General features: G+C 46.9%; 16 protein-coding genes. 12 read left to right on the forward strand and 4 right to left on the reverse strand.

What is annotated here, in order from left to right; all coding sequences use genetic code 11:
- Nucleotides 1-2 precede the first annotated feature (2 nt).
- Nucleotides 3-956 (forward strand): nucleoside hydrolase, encoded by a 954-nt coding sequence (locus tag MKX68_RS13160; RefSeq protein WP_091035973.1) that lies wholly within the window; start codon nucleotides 3-5, stop codon nucleotides 954-956.
- 335 nt (nucleotides 957-1,291) lie between these two features.
- Here MKX68_RS13160 and MKX68_RS13165 read toward each other — a convergent pair whose 3' ends face one another.
- From MKX68_RS13165 to MKX68_RS13175, 3 genes are all read right to left on the reverse strand, one after another.
- The gene (locus MKX68_RS13165; RefSeq protein WP_338588995.1) at nucleotides 1,292-3,010 is read right to left on the reverse strand and encodes a methyl-accepting chemotaxis protein; all 1,719 of its coding nucleotides are present in this window, start codon (nucleotides 3,008-3,010) and stop codon (nucleotides 1,292-1,294) included.
- A 286-nt stretch (nucleotides 3,011-3,296) separates the two neighbouring features.
- Nucleotides 3,297-4,028, reverse strand: a complete 732-nt coding sequence (locus MKX68_RS13170; RefSeq protein WP_340912125.1) for a DUF3105 domain-containing protein — start codon at nucleotides 4,026-4,028, stop codon at nucleotides 3,297-3,299.
- Nucleotides 4,029-4,495: 467 nt separating this feature from the next.
- The gene (locus MKX68_RS13175) at nucleotides 4,496-5,413 is read right to left on the reverse strand and encodes a hypothetical protein (RefSeq protein WP_340912127.1); all 918 of its coding nucleotides are present in this window, start codon (nucleotides 5,411-5,413) and stop codon (nucleotides 4,496-4,498) included.
- Nucleotides 5,414-5,789: 376 nt separating this feature from the next.
- Here MKX68_RS13175 and MKX68_RS13180 point away from each other — a divergent pair, with 376 nt between their 5' ends.
- From MKX68_RS13180 to MKX68_RS13210, 7 genes are all read left to right on the forward strand, one after another.
- Complete coding sequence (locus tag MKX68_RS13180) at nucleotides 5,790-6,134, forward strand: Na-translocating system protein MpsC family protein (protein WP_017691786.1); 345 nt, start codon at nucleotides 5,790-5,792, stop codon at nucleotides 6,132-6,134.
- A gap of 248 nt (nucleotides 6,135-6,382) precedes the next feature.
- Nucleotides 6,383-7,453, forward strand: coding sequence for an ABC transporter substrate-binding protein (locus MKX68_RS13185; protein ID WP_221820266.1), 1,071 nt, complete (start codon nucleotides 6,383-6,385; stop codon nucleotides 7,451-7,453).
- A gap of 108 nt (nucleotides 7,454-7,561) precedes the next feature.
- Nucleotides 7,562-8,488 carry a nucleoside hydrolase gene (locus MKX68_RS13190; RefSeq protein WP_340915380.1) on the forward strand — a complete coding sequence of 309 codons (927 nt, stop codon included), beginning with the start codon at nucleotides 7,562-7,564 and terminating at the stop codon, nucleotides 8,486-8,488.
- A gap of 281 nt (nucleotides 8,489-8,769) precedes the next feature.
- Nucleotides 8,770-9,591 carry an ABC transporter permease gene (locus tag MKX68_RS13195; RefSeq protein ID WP_340912129.1) on the forward strand — a complete coding sequence of 274 codons (822 nt, stop codon included), beginning with the start codon at nucleotides 8,770-8,772 and terminating at the stop codon, nucleotides 9,589-9,591.
- A gap of 4 nt (nucleotides 9,592-9,595) precedes the next feature.
- Entirely contained in the window at nucleotides 9,596-10,387 is a 792-nt protein-coding gene (locus MKX68_RS13200; RefSeq protein WP_017691790.1) for an ABC transporter permease, read from the forward strand.
- 18 nt (nucleotides 10,388-10,405) lie between these two features.
- On the forward strand, nucleotides 10,406-11,464 hold the full coding sequence (locus MKX68_RS13205) for an ABC transporter ATP-binding protein (RefSeq protein ID WP_338588986.1): 1,059 nt from the start codon (nucleotides 10,406-10,408) through the stop codon (nucleotides 11,462-11,464).
- A gap of 172 nt (nucleotides 11,465-11,636) precedes the next feature.
- Complete coding sequence (locus tag MKX68_RS13210) at nucleotides 11,637-13,376, forward strand: adenine deaminase (protein WP_338588984.1); 1,740 nt, start codon at nucleotides 11,637-11,639, stop codon at nucleotides 13,374-13,376.
- 293 nt (nucleotides 13,377-13,669) lie between these two features.
- Here MKX68_RS13210 and MKX68_RS13215 read toward each other — a convergent pair whose 3' ends face one another.
- Complete coding sequence (locus MKX68_RS13215; RefSeq protein WP_338588982.1) at nucleotides 13,670-13,855, reverse strand: hypothetical protein; 186 nt, start codon at nucleotides 13,853-13,855, stop codon at nucleotides 13,670-13,672.
- A gap of 222 nt (nucleotides 13,856-14,077) precedes the next feature.
- Between MKX68_RS13215 and MKX68_RS13220 the strand changes: the two genes are divergently transcribed.
- From MKX68_RS13220 to MKX68_RS13235, 4 genes are all read left to right on the forward strand, one after another.
- The gene (locus MKX68_RS13220) at nucleotides 14,078-14,815 is read left to right on the forward strand and encodes an HAD family hydrolase (RefSeq protein ID WP_340912135.1); all 738 of its coding nucleotides are present in this window, start codon (nucleotides 14,078-14,080) and stop codon (nucleotides 14,813-14,815) included.
- A 371-nt stretch (nucleotides 14,816-15,186) separates the two neighbouring features.
- Complete coding sequence (locus MKX68_RS13225) at nucleotides 15,187-15,666, forward strand: Dps family protein (protein WP_340912138.1); 480 nt, start codon at nucleotides 15,187-15,189, stop codon at nucleotides 15,664-15,666.
- 127 nt (nucleotides 15,667-15,793) lie between these two features.
- Nucleotides 15,794-17,005: a nitric oxide synthase oxygenase gene (locus MKX68_RS13230; RefSeq protein WP_340915382.1), complete on the forward strand. Its 1,212-nt coding sequence runs from the start codon at nucleotides 15,794-15,796 to the stop codon at nucleotides 17,003-17,005.
- Between the two features lie 154 nt (nucleotides 17,006-17,159).
- Nucleotides 17,160-17,627: an NUDIX hydrolase gene (locus tag MKX68_RS13235; RefSeq protein ID WP_340912139.1), complete on the forward strand. Its 468-nt coding sequence runs from the start codon at nucleotides 17,160-17,162 to the stop codon at nucleotides 17,625-17,627.
- Nucleotides 17,628-17,825: the final 198 nt, after the last annotated feature.

The raw sequence follows: 17,825 nt of genomic DNA on the forward strand, positions 1-17,825 counted from the left end.
GCATGACGAACCAACTTAATGTGTATTTCAACCATGACGGCGGCGTGGATGACCTCGTATCGCTGTTCATGCTTCTGCAAATGGACAATGTACATGTAACCGGCGTATCGGTTATTCCGGCAGACGGATATCTGGAGCCAGCAACAGATGCCAGCCGTAAAATTATCGATCGTTTCGGTACATATTCCGTAGAGGTATCCAAATCCAACTCCAGAGGGAAAAATCCATTTCCTGCGGCGTGGAGACTGCATTCCTTCTATGTAGATGCACTTCCAGTACTGAATGAATCCGGCAAAATGGAAGCACCACTCTCTACTGTTCCAGCACACCAGCATCTGATCGAGAAAGTGCGCAATACCGAAGGCAAAACGTTGCTCCTGTTCACAGGCCCACTGACTGACCTTGCGCGTGCACTCGACGAAGCACCAGACATTGAAGAGAAAATCGACAAGCTGGTATGGATGGGTGGCACATTTGAGCGTGGTAACGTAGAAGAGCCTGAGCATGATGGTACAGCTGAATGGAACGTATTCTGGGACCCGGAAGCGGCTTATCGTGTGTGGCAGAGCGGCATACAGATCGATCTGGTTGCACTGGAAAGCACAAACAAAGTACCTCTGACACCAGCTGTTCGTAACCGCTGGGCAGCAGAGCGTCGCTTCGAAGGCGTTGACTTCTTGGGTAACTGTTACGCAGGTTGTCCGCCACTGGTGTACAGTGAGACAAATTCCACATACTATCTGTGGGATGTGCTGACAACGGCTTCCGTTGGACGCGAGGACATCGTGAAGAAGAAAACCGTAAACTGCATTGTCATCCCGGATGGTCCTAGCCAGGGCCGCACGGTGGAGCAAGCAGACGGACGTCCAGTACAACTGGTGTATGATACCGATCCGGAAGCGTTCTTTACGTACATGACGGATTTGGGTAAAAAAGCTGCTCCGCAGCGCTACTAATTCAGGCAGCCTCTGGGCTTGCCATCCTTAAAGGTACAACAAAAATAAAGCCGCAGGCAGTGTCCGGAAATGGGGTTGACCCCATAATCCCGTCCCTGCCGTGCGGCTTTTTTGTTGTGGGCTGATCAATATAGATTGAACAATCATTTTACACGAGAACGTAGAGGACAGAAAAAACTGGAGAAGCGAAGCGTTCGCCTTTATTCTCAGATTTTAACCTTTGAAAAAAGAATCAAAAAATCTGAGAATAACAGCGATCGGAAGGTTGTTCTGTCATCGAAGTGGCATGTGTGAATATTCTTTAGTTCAATCTGTATAACAATCTAAGCTGCCCGCTATATTTTAAATCGACTAATCAATCCGTTCAGCTCACTGGACAATACCCGCAGAGATTCGGCGGATGCACTCATCTCATCCATGGATTGCAGTTGGCTTCCGGTAGCATGAGACACCTGTTGGATACTTGAAGAGGATTCGCGTGAGATATGTTCCATATCCTCCACGGAAGCGGACACTTCTTCTGCACTGGCAGACAGCTGCTCGGATGCTGCGGATACTTCGTGGAGACGTTCATTCATCGTTTCGATTCCGGTATGAATGGATGTAAACGAACGGCCTGCCTCCTGAACAACAGCGAGACCGGATTGGACTGCTGATGTGCTGGCAGACATATGTTCCGACAACAGGGCAGTCTGGCGTGTCATCTCGGCGATCAGTTCGGTTACATGTTGGGACGATTGCTCTGATTCCCCCGCAAGTTTGCGAACCTCTGAGGCAACCACCGCAAACCCGCTGCCATATTCTCCTGCACGAGCCGCTTCAATACTTGCATTAAGTGCGAGCAGATTGGTCTGTGAAGCGATGCCTTTCATCAGATGTGCCACCGATTCAATTTTACCTGAGTACTGCTCCAGCTGAGAGGTGGAGGCCACCATCTGCACATTTGCTTGATGAATTTTATCCATGCTGTCCATCGCCGTGTTGATGTTGGCTTGACCTTGCACCGCGTTATTGGTCGTTTCCTGTGATACATCTGCGACTATAGAAGAAGAATTCGCAATGTGCTGCATGCTGCGCGTAATCTCTTCCATGGCTACCGTAACTTCGCCAGCACGAGCCACCTGTTCGGCAGCTCCACTGGCTGTATGATTCGTATGCTCGGCAATACGCTGGCTAGCTTCGGCAGTTGCCTGTGAATGTTTCGATACTCCTTCTGCAGCCTGTAGCAGAGAATCGGAGCTTTGACGGATGCCCGTCATGACATCCCGGGTACCTGTAACCAGATGTTTGAACTCGGAAGCGAGCTGTCCCACCTCGTCCTTGCGGCTAAGTTCAACGTTGACGGTCAGGTCGCCTTTTCCTACCTGGGTAATTAACTTCTTCAACTTCACCAATGGTCGGGTCAAGTAGTGGGCGAATCCATACACCAGCAAGACACTGAGCAGCACAATAGCCAGGGCTGTCCAGATCATGGTCATCCGGTTGCGTGACATCAGTTCATATACCGCAGTGGAATCCAGATCCGCACCGACCAGCCCCAGTACTTTTCCGTCATCTCCGTGGATCGGCACATACGCAGTAATGGTAGCGCCATATTCATCCTGTGTGAGTTCGCCCCGAATAGGTTCATTCTGTTCAAAAGCTTGCAGCATTCCTTCATAATGGTTCTCTTCTGCGGAACCGTAAGGGGAGAAGTCATCTTCTGCCACATCGGCAGCAGCTCCATCCACAACATAGTAATATGTATTTGTTCCATTTTCTTCGCGTGTACCAAGTGTATACAGATACTTGAGCCCATTGGCCTCGCGCAGTTGACTGAGCTGTTCACGTAATGTGCCATAATACGCTGTCTCGCCCTGTCCGGTACTGAGTGGTGCATAAAGAGAAGTGTCAATTAGTGCAGCTGCCCGTTCAGCCACAGCCTGTGCCTGCATCCCCATGGACTGCTCGACCAGTTGAGCCGATGAACGGTACATTGTAATGCCAAGAACCGCACCCGCGGCCAGCATCAGACAGGAAAAAAATAAAAAGATCCGCATAAACAAACTGTTCATTGGTAAAAGTGTTCCCCCTTGATCTGTTGGATGAATCGTCTCTTTGTCTCTTTACTTGGTAGTGCTTGTCGTTTTTCTTTGGTTCGTATGTATTGTATATATCAAATGTACAGTTTTCTACTTGAAATATCGGCATCCGGTCCATAAAGAATTAGCTCCCGTGTCAATTTGATCCGGGAGCTAATTACGTTTATATCCTATATCGACCATGCCCATCATTGGAACAAACCTCATGGTTACGACTTAGAGGGGCTTCACATGACTAAGTGATTACGTCATTACATCATTACATTGTTCCGCCGCCCTGGCGAACAGAGGCAGGAATCTTTTCTGGTCCCTGATTAATATATCTATTGATAAAAGTACCCACTTTGGCATCGTCGAATTGGTCGAGTTTCATCGTTTTGGTCCATGCGGTCACTACGACTTCACTGCCTTCGGGAATATCCTTGTTTGGTACGGCAAGTATACCTGCCCCAGCTTCCCGGAATTTGACGAGGTATTTTAGATGCTCCTTCAAGTCCTCGCTTGCGTTCTCACGATAATAGATGATGATATCCCCGTGCTCCAGATTGTGTACCAGGTAATTATAACCCGGGAAGTCGGTGTAAAATCCAAACTTGATATCATGCGGATTATGCGGCCCTGAAGTTGGGATCTTCATCTCATACTGGATAGGGTCCTCCGTATGGTCAGCCCCATAATATTTATCGTCCGTCACATTGATTGTTGCGTTGGATTCCAGATCAGCTACATTATAGGTTTTACCTGCACCTTGCATGAAAAACAGACCAAACGTAACAATCGACACAGCCATCATTACGTGTGCAGCCAGCCGAAGGGAGCGACTTTTTTTGTGGATGTCCGCGCGTTCTTTCTTTTTCATGTGGCCCAGGATTTTGCCCTGTGTGCGTGATGCCCAGATATAGGCGGCGATGGAGAACAGAAACACGATTACACCTACGATGAGCCACAGGTAGGATGTACCTGCCTCGTGCTCCATTTGCATATGATCCATATGAGTCATGTCCATAGAAGAGTTCCTCTGCTTTCTTTGTAAAATGAGTGATTAATACACTACATAGTGTAGTGTTAATGGCAACGATGAATCCTCATTACGTAACGAGAGTTACTGGATTGGTTTATTACGTAAATAAGAACATACCTGTTGCACTACACATTATAGTGTATGATACATGCTCGGCGCAACGCCGCCATAGAAAACCTAAAAAAGGCCTTCCTGGCATGAGCAAGGAAGGCCTTAATATAAATCTAAAGAGTCAGGAAAATTAATATTTATTGGAATAACCATTTACACGAAACGTAGAGGACAGAAAGAACCTGAAGAAGCGGAAGCGTTCGCCTTTATCTCCAGATTTTCACCTTTGTAAAAGTGAATAAAAAAATCTGGAGATAACAGCGATCGGAAGGTTGTTCTGTCATCCAAGTAACGAGTGTAAACAGCTTTATTCCAACTGAACTATTTTACAGACGACCAAACGGGGAAAGCATCAGGCTGATGAGTCCAATAATAATCTCACCGAGCAATCGATACAGAATAAAGAATATGACCGCATTGGCGATGAGTACGCTGTACATGCTGTCTATAGCTGCTTTGGTGCGATTCAATGGATATTGGAACAGTACTGAGTTCAGAGCGACAAAGACAATGATATACGAGACAGCGAGCAATGAGATTGCGATAGAATACGAGATGATAATAAACAAATTCGCCAGAACAAGGGATACGACAGCAGGAACAAGCAATGTACCGAACTGGGCAACCAGTGTTTTGGGACGGAAGGTTATTTTTTCAATCTTCAGAATAGCGTACATCAGTGCAATGGAGGCAATCAGAATAATGACGGTGAACAATAGCGGTCTTAAAAATCCACCAATGAACAAGCCATCCATGCCTATGCGACTGAAGGTAATTAAGAAGTATGTAGAAGATAGAACTGCAATCAGCGCCATCGTTAGCCATCCGTTTAGTGAATGCTGGTCGCCAACGGTTTTCATCGTCTGATAAGGACGGGCCAATACACTGAGGAAATAGGATAGATACTGTTTACTTACTTCTTTGGCTTGCTGAACTTTCTCATTCTGCACAATATTATTCCACTGATTGGAGCTATTGTCTCCTGCAGAAGCATGGTCATTGGTACCTGTTGATTCTCTCGCCTGTTCCTTGTGAATGGATACGGATGGTGTGTTGGATGGAGCGGATGCCTGGGAAGAGGTAGCCTGCGTGCTGGACCAACGGGTATATTCGGGTTCGGAAGCAGCAGCAGATTCCGGGTTTGGTACAGGAGTTGGCGAAGAGGTGGTTTGGGTTAGATTAGAGCCGCACCTCTCGCAAAAATGGGCATCTCCATTTTCATGATTACATACTGGACATTTCATGGTATAAGCCTCCAATTTCTAGAAAATAAAAACATGTCAACATTGTGTCTCATTTTAACGGTTGATGACGAAGTTTGTCTATGTTTCGCAGGAATTAATACCCCTACAGAGAGAAAGTTGAAACGAAGACTCGAATGCTGTGTTTTAAAACGTAGTTTAGAAGCAACAATAGTATAGGACTGACATGCAGGCATTTTAATGTAAATTCACTGTGGTTTAAGACGAATTGTTTTTGAGGGTAAATGTCTTATAGTTCGCTTCTGTGTGTGATTTACATGTTAAGTATATCTTTTGGGTTGCTCATTTCAGAAGATTTATGTATAATCAATCGTGTTAACACGTCGAATGTACGGTAGTAAGAGATGTGGGTGAGTTCATGGAACTACTGGACAGCAATGAGAGCAAGAAGAAGATGTGCCAGTATTATAACGAAATCTCGAAGGAACTGTTCGGATTTGGCACCACTCTCCTGAGAGTGACCATTGACCAGAATATTGTGACCTTCTACGCGAAGCACCGACGTTCACCGCGCTCTGATGCCCTGGAAGGGGAGGCCCCCGGCTTAAAGCTGGAAGTGGACTTCCGCATGTCTGTCTTATATAAGAAGAAATTCCGGGAGAAGCTCGAGCAACACATGGGTTTGCCAATTGAAGCTATATTGCGGGATTATGATGCGTCCACTCAGTGGGCAATCACAAATGTGATTCTGGAACAGGCCTAAGGATGGATCTTCAGGATTAATTCTTGTTGATGTATACAGAGGTTATGGCCGATTCATGATCAGGTTCCGTACAATTTCATATGATGGCGTCTGTCTTTGGATTGATTCTGAAGCAGAAACCGATGATGTACCGGCAGCGGGTGTCGCTTTCCTTTGTTTACGAAGAAAAGTGTTCTTGTTTATACAAGAGCACTTTTCTTTTTGTTTTTTCATACACATCACATATATCAGGGGGAATCAGGATCATGATGAAAAAGTGGATTAGCGGTTTGGCAGCAGTGGCAATGACATCAGTATTACTTGCAGGTTGTGGCAGCAGCACAGAGGATGCAACAGGCGGATCAGGCAGTGGGGGAACCGCAGCGAACAAATTGGTTATCTCCACTTGGGGCTTCTCGGAAGATTTCTTCAATGAAGAAGTATTTGGTCCCTTTGAAAAAGAACATAATGTAGACATCGTGCTCGAAGTCGGCAATAACGCTGAACGTCTGAATAAAATTCGTCAAGGTACATCAAATGTCGATGTTATCTACCTGTCTGATTATTATGCACAACAAGGTATCGATGAAGGTCTGTTTGAGAAAATCGACCGCTCCAAAATTCCAAATGTAAATGACATTTATGATATTGCCAAAGCACCACTTGGTGAAGATTATGGCCCGGCCTACACGGTTGGACAGCTCGGTATCGCTTATAACCCGGATCTCGTATCCAAAGAAGTGACTTCATGGAGTGACCTGTGGGACCCGGCGTTCGAAGGTAACCTGACCATCCCGAATATTACGGCAACAGCAGGCCCAATGGTTGTGGATGCAGCTTCCCGTGTAGCCGGAAACGATACGTTTAATGAAGATGCGGCATTTGCTGAACTGAAAAAACTAAGCGGCAATGTGGTGAAATTCTACAGCCAAACGTCCGAATTCGTGAACATGTTCTCCCAAGAAGAGATTGCTGGCGGACCGATCATGGAAATGTATTTCAAAGATCTGAAAGCAGCCGTGCCTAATGCAAAGTTTGTTACACCTAGCGAAGGTGCATATGCCGTTATGAACACGATCAATGTCGTGAAGGGCAGCAAAAACAAAGAGCTCGCTGAAGAGTTCATCAACTGGCAGCTGAGCCAGGATGTACAAGCGAAATCTGCCAAAGCTAAAGTTGATTCCCCGGTTAACACAAAGGTTGAACTGACTGCTGAAGAAGCAGAAGGTGTAACATATGGCGCTGAAGTTGTTGAGAAGCTGAACAAGCTGGATATGGAATTCGTGAATCAACAGGTTAAAGGCTGGACAGATCGCTGGAACCGTGAGATTGCACAATAAAACAAGTAACCGACTAAATAGTTATCTTTGATCCACATGTTGAAACTTATATCATTTGCAGCAAGCAACCAATCACCGTATAGGAGTTGAGAACGGATGAGTGAAGCGCTGAATCGCATCATTTTGGATGTGGACACGGGGATTGACGACGCACTGGCGATTTTGCTGGCCGTCAAAAGTCGGAAGTTGGACATTCTCGGCATCACCACAGTCTGTGGGAACGTATCACTCCAGCAGGCAACAGAGAATACGTGCAAAATTCTTGAACTCGCGGGTGCACCAACGATCCCGGTCTTTGCCGGAGCAGCTGGACCGCTCACTCGCAAGTCGCATTATGAACACCGGGTACATGGACAGGACGGATTGGGCGGTGCGCTGCCTGGTCCGGCAGTTTCCAAGCAAGCCGAGGATGGTTTTGCGCCGGACTTTATCGTGGAGCAGGCCAAGTTATATCCAGGCGAACTGACATTGATCATGACAGCTCCATTAACCAATCTGGCACTCGCGCTGATGAAGTGTCCTGAATTGCCTTCTTTATTGAAGGAAGTCATCTTCATGGGTGGTGTGGTTCGAGGACATGGCAACATTACACCAACCGCCGAGTACAACACATACGCTGATCCTGAGGCCGCTCGCATCGTATTGCACGCAGGCATCGAGAAGCTTACTCAAGTCGGACTGGATGTAACTCGTCAAACATTGCTGAATGAAGCAACGATTGAGCGTCTCACAGATCCTGCACTGCGCGCGTACGTTGCTCAGAGCACGGAGATTTATATCAACCGTTACGAACAAATGAACGGCGTCCGCGCTTGCGCGTTGCATGATCCGCTGGCAGTAGGCGTAGCCCTTGCCCCGGAACTGGTAGGACGCAAATCCTATTACGTCGATGTCGAAACCGCTAGCCGCCTGTGCGATGGCCAGATGGTATGTGACTTCCAAAACCGTTTGGGCGAGCAGCCCAACACCCTCGTCTGCGAAACCGTAGATGCAGAAAGCTTCCTTGAACTGTTTATCAACGCGTTAAACGCGTAGTTATGATCTTCACGGCATTGGGGTTCAGTCTAAAATCAACCCCACGTATTTTGCTGGTAGTGGAGGGGACGAAATCGATTCTGTAGAAGCGGCAGCGTTCGCCTTTATCCTTGGATTTTTCCTTCTATTAAGAAGGCGATCAAGAAAATCCAAGGATAACAGCGATCGTAAGAACGATTCGTAACCGGAACGGCTGGTGCGATGAACGTGGACGTTTATTTTTGAAATGTGCGCCACTGAAACGTGTGAATAAAACCATTTTAAGAGTCAGGAGTATCGCGATGAAGAAATCAGTAATCTACTGGCTATTGCTGCCGGGATTCGTGTTTTTGGCGGCATTTATGATCATTCCGATTGTCCTGACGATCGGGTCGACGTTTTTCCAAGAAAACTCCTTCACATTTGAAGGATACATGCATTTTTTCAGAGACCCATACTTTTTGAAAATATTGCTTACGACGCTGCAAGTCAGCGTGGTCACCACCATCGTCTGTGTGGTGCTCGGATTCCCGACAGCTTATTATATCTCGCAGAAAGCGCCGCGCCGCAAAGGCATTTTGCTGGCACTGGCGATCTTCCCACTGCTGACGAGTCCGGTCGTGCGCTCGTTCAGCTGGATGATTATCCTTGGACGCAAAGGACTGATCAATAACACCCTTGTTGGTATGGGTATCGTGGACAAGCCGCTGGATATTCTGTATACACCGGCAGCGATGATGATCGGTCTGACACACCTGTTCCTGCCATTGATGATTATCTCTCTGGTCGGTGTACTTGAGAATATCGACGGTGACCTGCTCAAAGCAGCACAAAGTCTGGGTGCATCGCGCATAACGGCATTCCGCCGGGTCGTGTTCCCGCTGGCTGTGCCTGGACTTGTGATCGGAGCCGTGCTTGTTTTTGTCGGAAGCCTGACGGCGTATACCACACCTGCCCTCCTTGGAGGCAAGCAGCGTGTAATTGCTACGTTCCTGTATCAAAACGCCATGACCCTCAACGACTGGTATCTGGCCTCGGTTGTTGCCGCGATTATGATTGTGATTACATTTGTCGTGGTCGGTGTCATGAACAAAATGGCCAAAACTTTAAATCCGAAGGGGTAGACATATGCGGGAGAAACATATCGGGCTGGGCCTGTTCAGTCTGCTGGTCTTTATCTTTCTGCTGGGCCCGCTTCTGATCATATCGGTCACTTCGTTTGAACCGGGAACGGTACTCAAATTTCCGCCGGAAGGGTTCTCCTTCCGCTGGTATGAGAATATTTTCAACACAGGCGGTTTCCTCCGCACATTCCAAACGTCCATCATCATTTCCCTGCTGGGGAACCTGTTGGCGCTGGTGCTCGGAGTTCCGGCTGCGTATGCACTTAGTCGTTACGATTTCAAAGGCAAGTCCGTGCTGAACGCACTGTTCCTGTCCCCGGTACTGATCCCGGGAATCGTGCTTGGTTTTACATTGATGAAATACCTGATCGTAATCTACCATCTGCCGATGTATCTTGGACTGTTGATCGGTCATACGATTATCATGCTTCCATTTATCATTCGGGTTATCGCGTCGAGTCTGTCGAGCTTTGACTTTGCAGTGGAAGAAGCTGCGCTGAGTCTTGGTGCGGGACGGGTAAGAACGTTCTTCACGATCGTGCTGCCTAACATCCGCTCAGGAATTATCGCTGCCGTGCTGATTGCCTTCTTGGAGTCCTTCAACAACGTGGACATCTCGGTGTTCATGACCGGACCAGGGGTAAGCACATTACCGATCCAGATGCTGACGTATGTGGAGAATTATTTTGACCCAACGATTGCAGCGATTTCCGTGCTGTTGATGGTACTGACCGGACTCTTAATGTTCGTGATCGAACGGATCATGGGCGGATTTTCATACTTTACTAAACGTTAATTGGAGGCGCAGAACGCTATGGCATTGCTGACATTAGACCACGTATCCGTGGCATACGATAAGCAGACAATCCTGAAGGATTTTCAGTTGGAGCTGGAAAAAGGTAAACTGCTCTCCCTGCTCGGACCGAGCGGTTGCGGCAAAACAACTACGCTGCGCCTCATCGCCGGATTTCTGGAAGCATCACAGGGCAAGTTTATGTTCGGCGGCAAGGATTATACGAAGGTTCCAGCGAACAAGCGGAACTTCGGATTTGTATTTCAGAGTTATGCGTTATTCCCGCATCTGTCTGTCTATGACAACGTGGCCTTTGGCCTGCGGATGCGCAAGGTGAAAGACAAGGATATCTCTTCCCGTGTGATGCGAATCCTGGAAGTCGTTAACCTGAATGGATTTGAGAAACGTTTTCCACAAGAACTGTCTGGTGGACAGCGTCAGCGTGTGGCGATTGCCCGCGCATTGGTGATTGAGCCTGATCTGCTCTTGTTTGACGAACCACTCAGTAACCTGGATGCCAACCTGCGCCTCAACATGCGGGTGGAGATTCGCCGGATTCAGCAAGAGCTGGGCATTACAACGTTGTATGTCTCTCATGACCAGGAAGAGTGCTTCTCGATCTCGGATCAGGTAGCGATTATGAACAAAGGCTTGGTCGAGCAGCTCGACCGCCCGGAAACGATTTTTAAATATCCGGCAACGGAGTTTGTCGCACGATTTATCGGGTTCCATAATTTCATTGAATTTGCGGATCGCAGCGATGTAGGTGAACTCATCACATTGCATGCAGGTGGCCGCACATTTACGGCAACAGCGCATCCTGGAACAGCACGTCCCGGTGCACGTAAAGGCGCGATTCGCCCGGATGATCTGATCGTTAGTGGAGATACTTCTGCGGATGTCGTGAACGCCTTGCCGGGCATTATCAAAGTAAGCACGTATCTGGGACGCAGTTATCAGTATGTAATTGAGACGGAGCTGGGTGACTTTACAGCAAATCAGGAGATGGAAACACCGTACCTTAGTGGGCAGCGTGTTAGCTTGATTTTCCCACAGGACAAGCTTGTATTGGTAGAGTAGTCGTGAATGTAGGGAGTAGCTTGAGGAGATAAGAGCAGTAAAGAAGACAATTCATACGATGATTCCGGACGAGGCAGTGGTACGCAATCAAGTGCATTGTCAGATTAAAGTACAGGTTCATTGTCTAGTCCGGATCGCGGTGAAATGTTTGTGAAGAAGGAGATTATGCCCCATGCGTGCAGATCAACTAATTATGAATGTACATGTGTATAACAGTTATTATAAACGGTTTGAAATGAACAACGTTGCTGTACTCGACGGCAGATTCCTGTATGTTGGACCCGGTGGATCTGAGATGATTCAGGCAGACGAAGTCATTGATGCGCGGGGAAGATACATGATTCCTGGCTTGATCGATATCCATCTGCATATCGAAAGTACGATGGTGACACCTGAAACCTTCTCCCATGGTCTGATTGGCTGTGGAGTAACGTCCATTGTCGCAGAACCGCATGAGATGGCAAATGTGTTTGGTCTTGAAGGTGTGCAGGAGATGATGGCTGCGAGTCGCGAGACGACGGTGGACATGTTCTATGCGATCCCAAGCTCGGTTCCAGCAACCCCGATGGAGACAACAGGTGGTTCGATTGAGATTGAAGATATGGATGTGTTGCTCGCAACTGGCGAGATTATCTGTCTCGGCGAGATCATGAACTATGTCGATGTCATCCGTGATCCGGAGTGCAAGACGAACCAGATTTTACAGCATATTCGCAAAAACTATCCCGATCTGGTGATCGAAGGTCATACACCGAAACTGCTTGGACTTGATCTGCATCGACTGATCTACGCAGGTATTGATTCCGACCATACCCATCAGAGCATTGAGGGATTACAGGCGCGGATTGCGGCAGGTATGTTTATTGAAATTCAGGAGAAATCGATGACCCCGGAAGTCATGGAGTACCTGATTCAACATGATGTGGCGCAGCATTTCTGCTTCGTAACGGATGATGTGATGCCGGATTCACTGGTGGAGCATGGTCATCTGGATCACATCGTACGCAAAGCAATTCAGATGGGGATGCGTCCTGAAGATGCAATCTATGCAGCAACATCTACCCCTGCTTCGCGGATGAAAATGACCGATCGTGGCAGCGTGGCCCCAGGCAAGGTGGCCGATTATGTGTTGCTATCCAACCTGGAGGAGCTTTCGATTGATCAGGTGTACAAAAACGGCCGCAAAGCTTATGACAATTCCGAACCGTATAAGCAAGAACGAGTAACCGGGCAATTCCCACCTCACTTCTATAAGAGTGTGCAGTTGGAGGAGCTTGGCGTAGCAGATTTTGCAATTCAGTTGTCAGACCCAAAAGTCAGTGGAGCAGGTGTTGATCTCGCTGATGAAGGCGAGTACCAATGCCGTGTCATGATGGTGAAGGATGGCTCTACTTTTGTGGAAGAACATATTGCACCGATTCAGTCTGCGGATGGTGAATTGTTATGGGAAGAAAGCGGATATGCGCAGATCGCGACCTTTGAACGTTATGGCGTGAACGGCAATCGTGCACATGGTCTGATCGGTGGAGACACCATCAAACGTGGCGCCATTGCAACGACATATTCACACGACAATCACAACCTGTTGGTTGTAGGACGTAATCGTGAAGATATGATATTGGCAGCTAACACAGTAATTTCGAGCCAGGGTGGCTTCTGTGTGGTGGAAGACGGCAAGGTGCTGTCCCATCTGGAACTTCCCGTAGGTGGCATTTTGACGGAAGAACCACTTGCAGTGGTGTCCCATCAAGTGAAGGAACTGAGAGCAGCGATGTTGTCTCTTGGGTATGTGCATTACAACCCGATCATGTCGATCAGTACTCACTCTCTTGCGGTAAGTCCGGCACTGAAGATCACGGACCATGGCCTGATTGATGTGAATGCAGGTAAGGTTGTATCGTTAGTAATCTAATTAGAATACACACATTCTGTGATGTACCTTCAATTGGATTGTGTGATAGTGGAGTAATTTGGATTAGATAAAGCAGGGCACCTCAGTTCACAACGATGTATGTTGTGGAAAGGGGTGTTCTTTATTTATATAAAAGAGCCACGAACTTTTCTTTATATAGCTAACGCTCGATTTCGCCTATCCTTATTTGACTCAGGAGAAGAACTTGTCCTCATAAAATAAAAAAACCGCTAACTTAGCGATTTTCAGTGGGCTATGTTTATATGTTTTATACCAGTTGCTTCATTGTTAAATTATAATAATTTCTCCGGGTTTTTCACTTTAATTGAAAGAACCTCTCCGCAATCCAAACAAACCGTGAATACTCTTTCCGAGCCAAGCGCCAATTTCTTATCCAATGGACGAAGATTGATGAAATCCGTTGCTTGTACGAAAGACGTTCCTCCACAATCAGTACATTTCTTTTCAGAAATATCCATATATTCATCCCACCTTTTTAATCTTTAAAAGAGTCTTTAATATATTATATTCCATTAACTGGAATAAGACAATTGCTTATATACCTGTCTGTGTAGGCTTACGCTCATATGTAATGATCTGATCGTTATAATACGATGTTTCATTGTTTGGACGGAACCAATGGATAGATATATAGTAAGAAGAGAATGTTTGGACTCAAAGCAGGAGGATAGACAACGATTATGAATGAGATAAATAATGCTAAAACCATATTTTTCGACGTGGATGATACTTTATATGATCACTTGCAGCCGCTTCGTGGCGCGTTGCAGGAAGTTCTCGGCCTGCCGGATGAGTTCCCTTATGCTGAGGCCTACCACCGTTTTCGCTATTATAGTGACTGGTTGTCTGCACAAGAAGATCTGTCTGCTGTACCGGAGCCGGATGCGGTGGAGAGAATGCGCCGTCGAAGGTTTGAGTTGACGATGGAGGAGTTTGGACTTCCCCTACAATCGGGACAGGCTGAAGAACTGCAAGCTCAGTATCTGATCAGACAGTTCGAGATTGTACCTTTTCAAGGAGCATATGAGCTGATAAGAAGGCTTCAGGCAGAAGGTCATACCGTTGGTCTGATAACCAATGGAGAAGGAGAGCATCAGCGACGCAAGCTTGAAGCACTGGATGTGCTCAGTCTCGTGGACGAGCATCTGATTTTCATCTCCGGTATGACTGGTTATGCCAAGCCAGATCGCAGGTTGTTTGAATATGTGAGTAAGCAGTCTGGGACAGATCCCCGTTCCAGCTATTACATTGGAGACTCGTGGCGTAATGATGTGGTAGGCGCAATGGATGCGGGCTGGACAGTTATCTGGTTCAACCATCGGGAGGCGGCGCCGGAATCTGATCATCAACCCCATTTTGTAGCATCGAGCTATGAAGAGATCAGTCGTATTCTGACTTTTGAGTTTGTTAAGCAATAAAATTGCACAGGTGGGTTCATGCAGTCCTATCATTCTCGCAGAGATAAAGGGCTGTTTTTGCGTTATTTGCACTGTGAGAATATTCGCAGTATGTGAGCGTAATTGGAGGTATAAATAAACAGTGGGATCTGTTGCAGGCAGTACTACACACCATCATTAATCAGTCGTCTGGCAAGTATAACTCCCCTTTATATAATGATATAGGATGAAGCTGTACTTCATGGAATCTTCATTTACAAGAGAGTGCAGAAGCCTTCCCAAACAGGATATGCAGTGTTATAATTAAAACAAGATTTAGATTAAGTCTAAATTAAAACAGTCCATAACAATCATTCAAATTCTATTTTTATATTCGAGAGGGGATAAATTCCATGAGCACAATCCAAACTAGAAACAACACTTTTGCCAACAACGCCACAGCACTTCAAGAGGTTGTGAACCGTCAGATCGCAGGCTGGTCTGTACTGTACACGAAACTGCATAACTTCCACTGGTATGTTCAAGGACCTCATTTCTTCACACTGCATGCCAAATTCGAAGAGCTGTACAATTTAGCTACGGCGAATATGGACGAAGTTGCAGAACGTTTGCTGGCTATTGGTGGACGTCCGGTGGCTACGATGGCTGAACAGCTGCGTCTTTCTCCAATTGAAGAAGCACAAGGGCATTTGTCTGCTGAGCGTATGGTAGAGTCGGTGGTTGCTGATCTGCGTACAATGGTGGAAGTGATTCATCAAGGCATTCACGAAGCGGGAGAAGCAGAGGATAACGCAACGGAAGATATGCTGATTGGTTTCACCGCTGCGCTGGATAAAGAGGTCTGGATGTTAAACGCATTTTTGGGCAAATAAGCAAAGTTACCCTTCATCCTGACAACGATATGTAGAGTCCGTGAACAAAGTGTCCGTTCGCTTACAAATCCGGTGCACTTGCCGTATAATGATGGCATCCAAGATGTACAGAATGGTGGAATGAATGATGCGGTCAGACCTGGAACAATTGCAGGAAGAAGCTGAACGGTTTATATATACATGTTATGAAGAGCTGGGTCATGCGCGTGAAGACGCGCAGGCCCGGCTTGTTGCCGTTATGGGAGAGATCGAAGCAACGGGTACCTATGTGCATACCACAGAAGAATTGGAGCAGGGGTGCAAAATGGCCTGGCGGAACAGTAATCGCTGCATCGGACGGCTGTTCTGGGACAAACTTCGGATCGTGGATGCCCGTCATGCCGATACGGCAGGAACGGCAGCGGATGCGGTGATGAATCATATTCATATGGCATCCAACGGAGGCAAAGTAATTCCGATGATTACTATCCTTCCACCGGATGGGCCGAATGGAGCTCCGGTACGTGTCTGGAATCATCAGCTTATTCGTTATGCAGGATATGAGACAGAGCAAGGCATTATTGGAGATCCTGCTTCGGTGGAACTGACCAAGGCGGCGATGTCACTTGGCTGGCAAGGAACAGGTAGCTCATATGATGTGTTACCGCTCATTATTCAGGCACAAGGACAAGCGCCAGAGTGGTATGTTATACCCGAAGAAGAGATTGTGGAAGTGATGATTGAACACCCAGAGCGGGAAGAGATTGCGGAGCTTGGCATACGCTGGTACGGTGTGCCGATGATCGCCGATATGCGTCTGGAGATTGGTGGTATATCCTACCCGGCAGCGCCGTTTAATGGTTGGTATATGGGTACCGAGATTGGCGCTCGTAATCTGGCGGACACGTTCCGGTATAACAAATTGCCTGCGGTGGCGGCAGCATTTGGGTTGAATACGTCGAGTGAAACGACATTGTGGAAGGACCGTGCGTTGGTGGAGCTGAATGTGGCTGTACTGCATTCGTTTAAAAAAGCAGGCGTGAGCATTGTGGATCACCACACGGCGGCAGCGCAATTTGCTATGTTTGAACAGCGGGAAGAGAAGGCTGGGCGTGAGCTGACCGGGGATTGGGTGTGGCTGATTCCGCCGGTATCTCCGGCGACAACGCATATTTTCCACAGTTCCTATCGCAATGAGATCGTGAAGCCGAACTTTTTCCATCAGGATCAGGCGTATACCCTGAAAGATGGTGTGGCATCTGCCGCAGAGCCGAGAAGTAGCGAGCAGCAGAATGCACAGGTAGAGAATCCCCAGCCACAGGCCGGAGAGGCACCAATGAAATGCCCGTTTGCACATTAAATTGTGCAGGCGGGTTATTTTTGTGATCCTTTTTTATCCAAAAGAAGGGCTTTAAAATAGGAAAAAATGAAAAGATTCTTTCTCTATCTGGAAATATATAACACACCTATAATGAAGCCATGACTTTGACTTCACATAGGGGAGGGAACAATCCATGGGTTATATTGAAACGTTGCGAGGAATGGTTGGCAATGCTCCTGTTATTTTGGTGAGACCGAGTATATTGATCTTGAACAAGACAGATAAAATTCTATTAGTTCGACATCTGGATGATACGTGGGGAGTACCGGGTGGATCTATGGAGCTTGGTGAATCGGTGGAAGAGTCTGCAATGCGAGAGGTCAGAGAAGAGATAGGGATAGAGATTAAGAAACTTCATCTGTATGGTGTCTTCTCAGGAAAAGAGTTATATACGAAATTAAGAAATGGGCATGAATACTATAATGTGGTCATTGGTTATATTTGCACGGAGTATGAGGGAGAATTGAAGCCGGATGGGGTAGAAGTTCTTGAAGCAAGGTTTTATAAACCAACAGAATTACCTGACACGACCGACCCTTACTTAAAAAGCAAAATCCAAGAAAATGCAGAGAATATAGCAACATTATTAGGAAAAGCATAATCGAGAGGTTGCCACCGAAATGGTTTCTCTCACGAGTTGTAGAGCTAACGAACCGAGCGCGCTTTATAGGGATGATTAATTTTGAAATTATAATTTAACGAACATCAGTGGCGTTATATCGGCATTAACCTGCCTGAAACCGATGCAGGAGCAATAAATCAAGGAAATAGCGCCTCTGTGATTCGTTAAAATACAGCC

It is taken from the genome of Paenibacillus sp. FSL M8-0212, assembly GCF_038004645.1.
In the GTDB taxonomy this organism is placed as follows: Bacteria; Bacillota; Bacilli; order Paenibacillales; family Paenibacillaceae; genus Paenibacillus.

Coding starts and splice junctions, on each gene's coding strand:
- MKX68_RS13160 (WP_091035973.1), top strand. CDS start 3: ATGACGAACCAACTTAATGTGTATTTCAACCATGACGGCGGCGTGGAT.
- MKX68_RS13165 (WP_338588995.1), bottom strand. CDS start 3,010: ATGAACAGTTTGTTTATGCGGATCTTTTTATTTTTTTCCTGTCTGATG.
- MKX68_RS13170 (WP_340912125.1), bottom strand. CDS start 4,028: ATGGATCATATGCAAATGGAGCACGAGGCAGGTACATCCTACCTGTGG.
- MKX68_RS13175 (WP_340912127.1), bottom strand. CDS start 5,413: ATGAAATGTCCAGTATGTAATCATGAAAATGGAGATGCCCATTTTTGC.
- MKX68_RS13180 (WP_017691786.1), top strand. CDS start 5,790: ATGGAACTACTGGACAGCAATGAGAGCAAGAAGAAGATGTGCCAGTAT.
- MKX68_RS13185 (WP_221820266.1), top strand. CDS start 6,383: ATGAAAAAGTGGATTAGCGGTTTGGCAGCAGTGGCAATGACATCAGTA.
- MKX68_RS13195 (WP_340912129.1), top strand. CDS start 8,770: ATGAAGAAATCAGTAATCTACTGGCTATTGCTGCCGGGATTCGTGTTT.
- MKX68_RS13200 (WP_017691790.1), top strand. CDS start 9,596: ATGCGGGAGAAACATATCGGGCTGGGCCTGTTCAGTCTGCTGGTCTTT.
- MKX68_RS13205 (WP_338588986.1), top strand. CDS start 10,406: ATGGCATTGCTGACATTAGACCACGTATCCGTGGCATACGATAAGCAG.
- MKX68_RS13210 (WP_338588984.1), top strand. CDS start 11,637: ATGCGTGCAGATCAACTAATTATGAATGTACATGTGTATAACAGTTAT.
- MKX68_RS13215 (WP_338588982.1), bottom strand. CDS start 13,855: ATGGATATTTCTGAAAAGAAATGTACTGATTGTGGAGGAACGTCTTTC.
- MKX68_RS13220 (WP_340912135.1), top strand. CDS start 14,078: ATGAATGAGATAAATAATGCTAAAACCATATTTTTCGACGTGGATGAT.
- MKX68_RS13225 (WP_340912138.1), top strand. CDS start 15,187: ATGAGCACAATCCAAACTAGAAACAACACTTTTGCCAACAACGCCACA.
- MKX68_RS13230 (WP_340915382.1), top strand. CDS start 15,794: ATGCGGTCAGACCTGGAACAATTGCAGGAAGAAGCTGAACGGTTTATA.
- MKX68_RS13235 (WP_340912139.1), top strand. CDS start 17,160: ATGGGTTATATTGAAACGTTGCGAGGAATGGTTGGCAATGCTCCTGTT.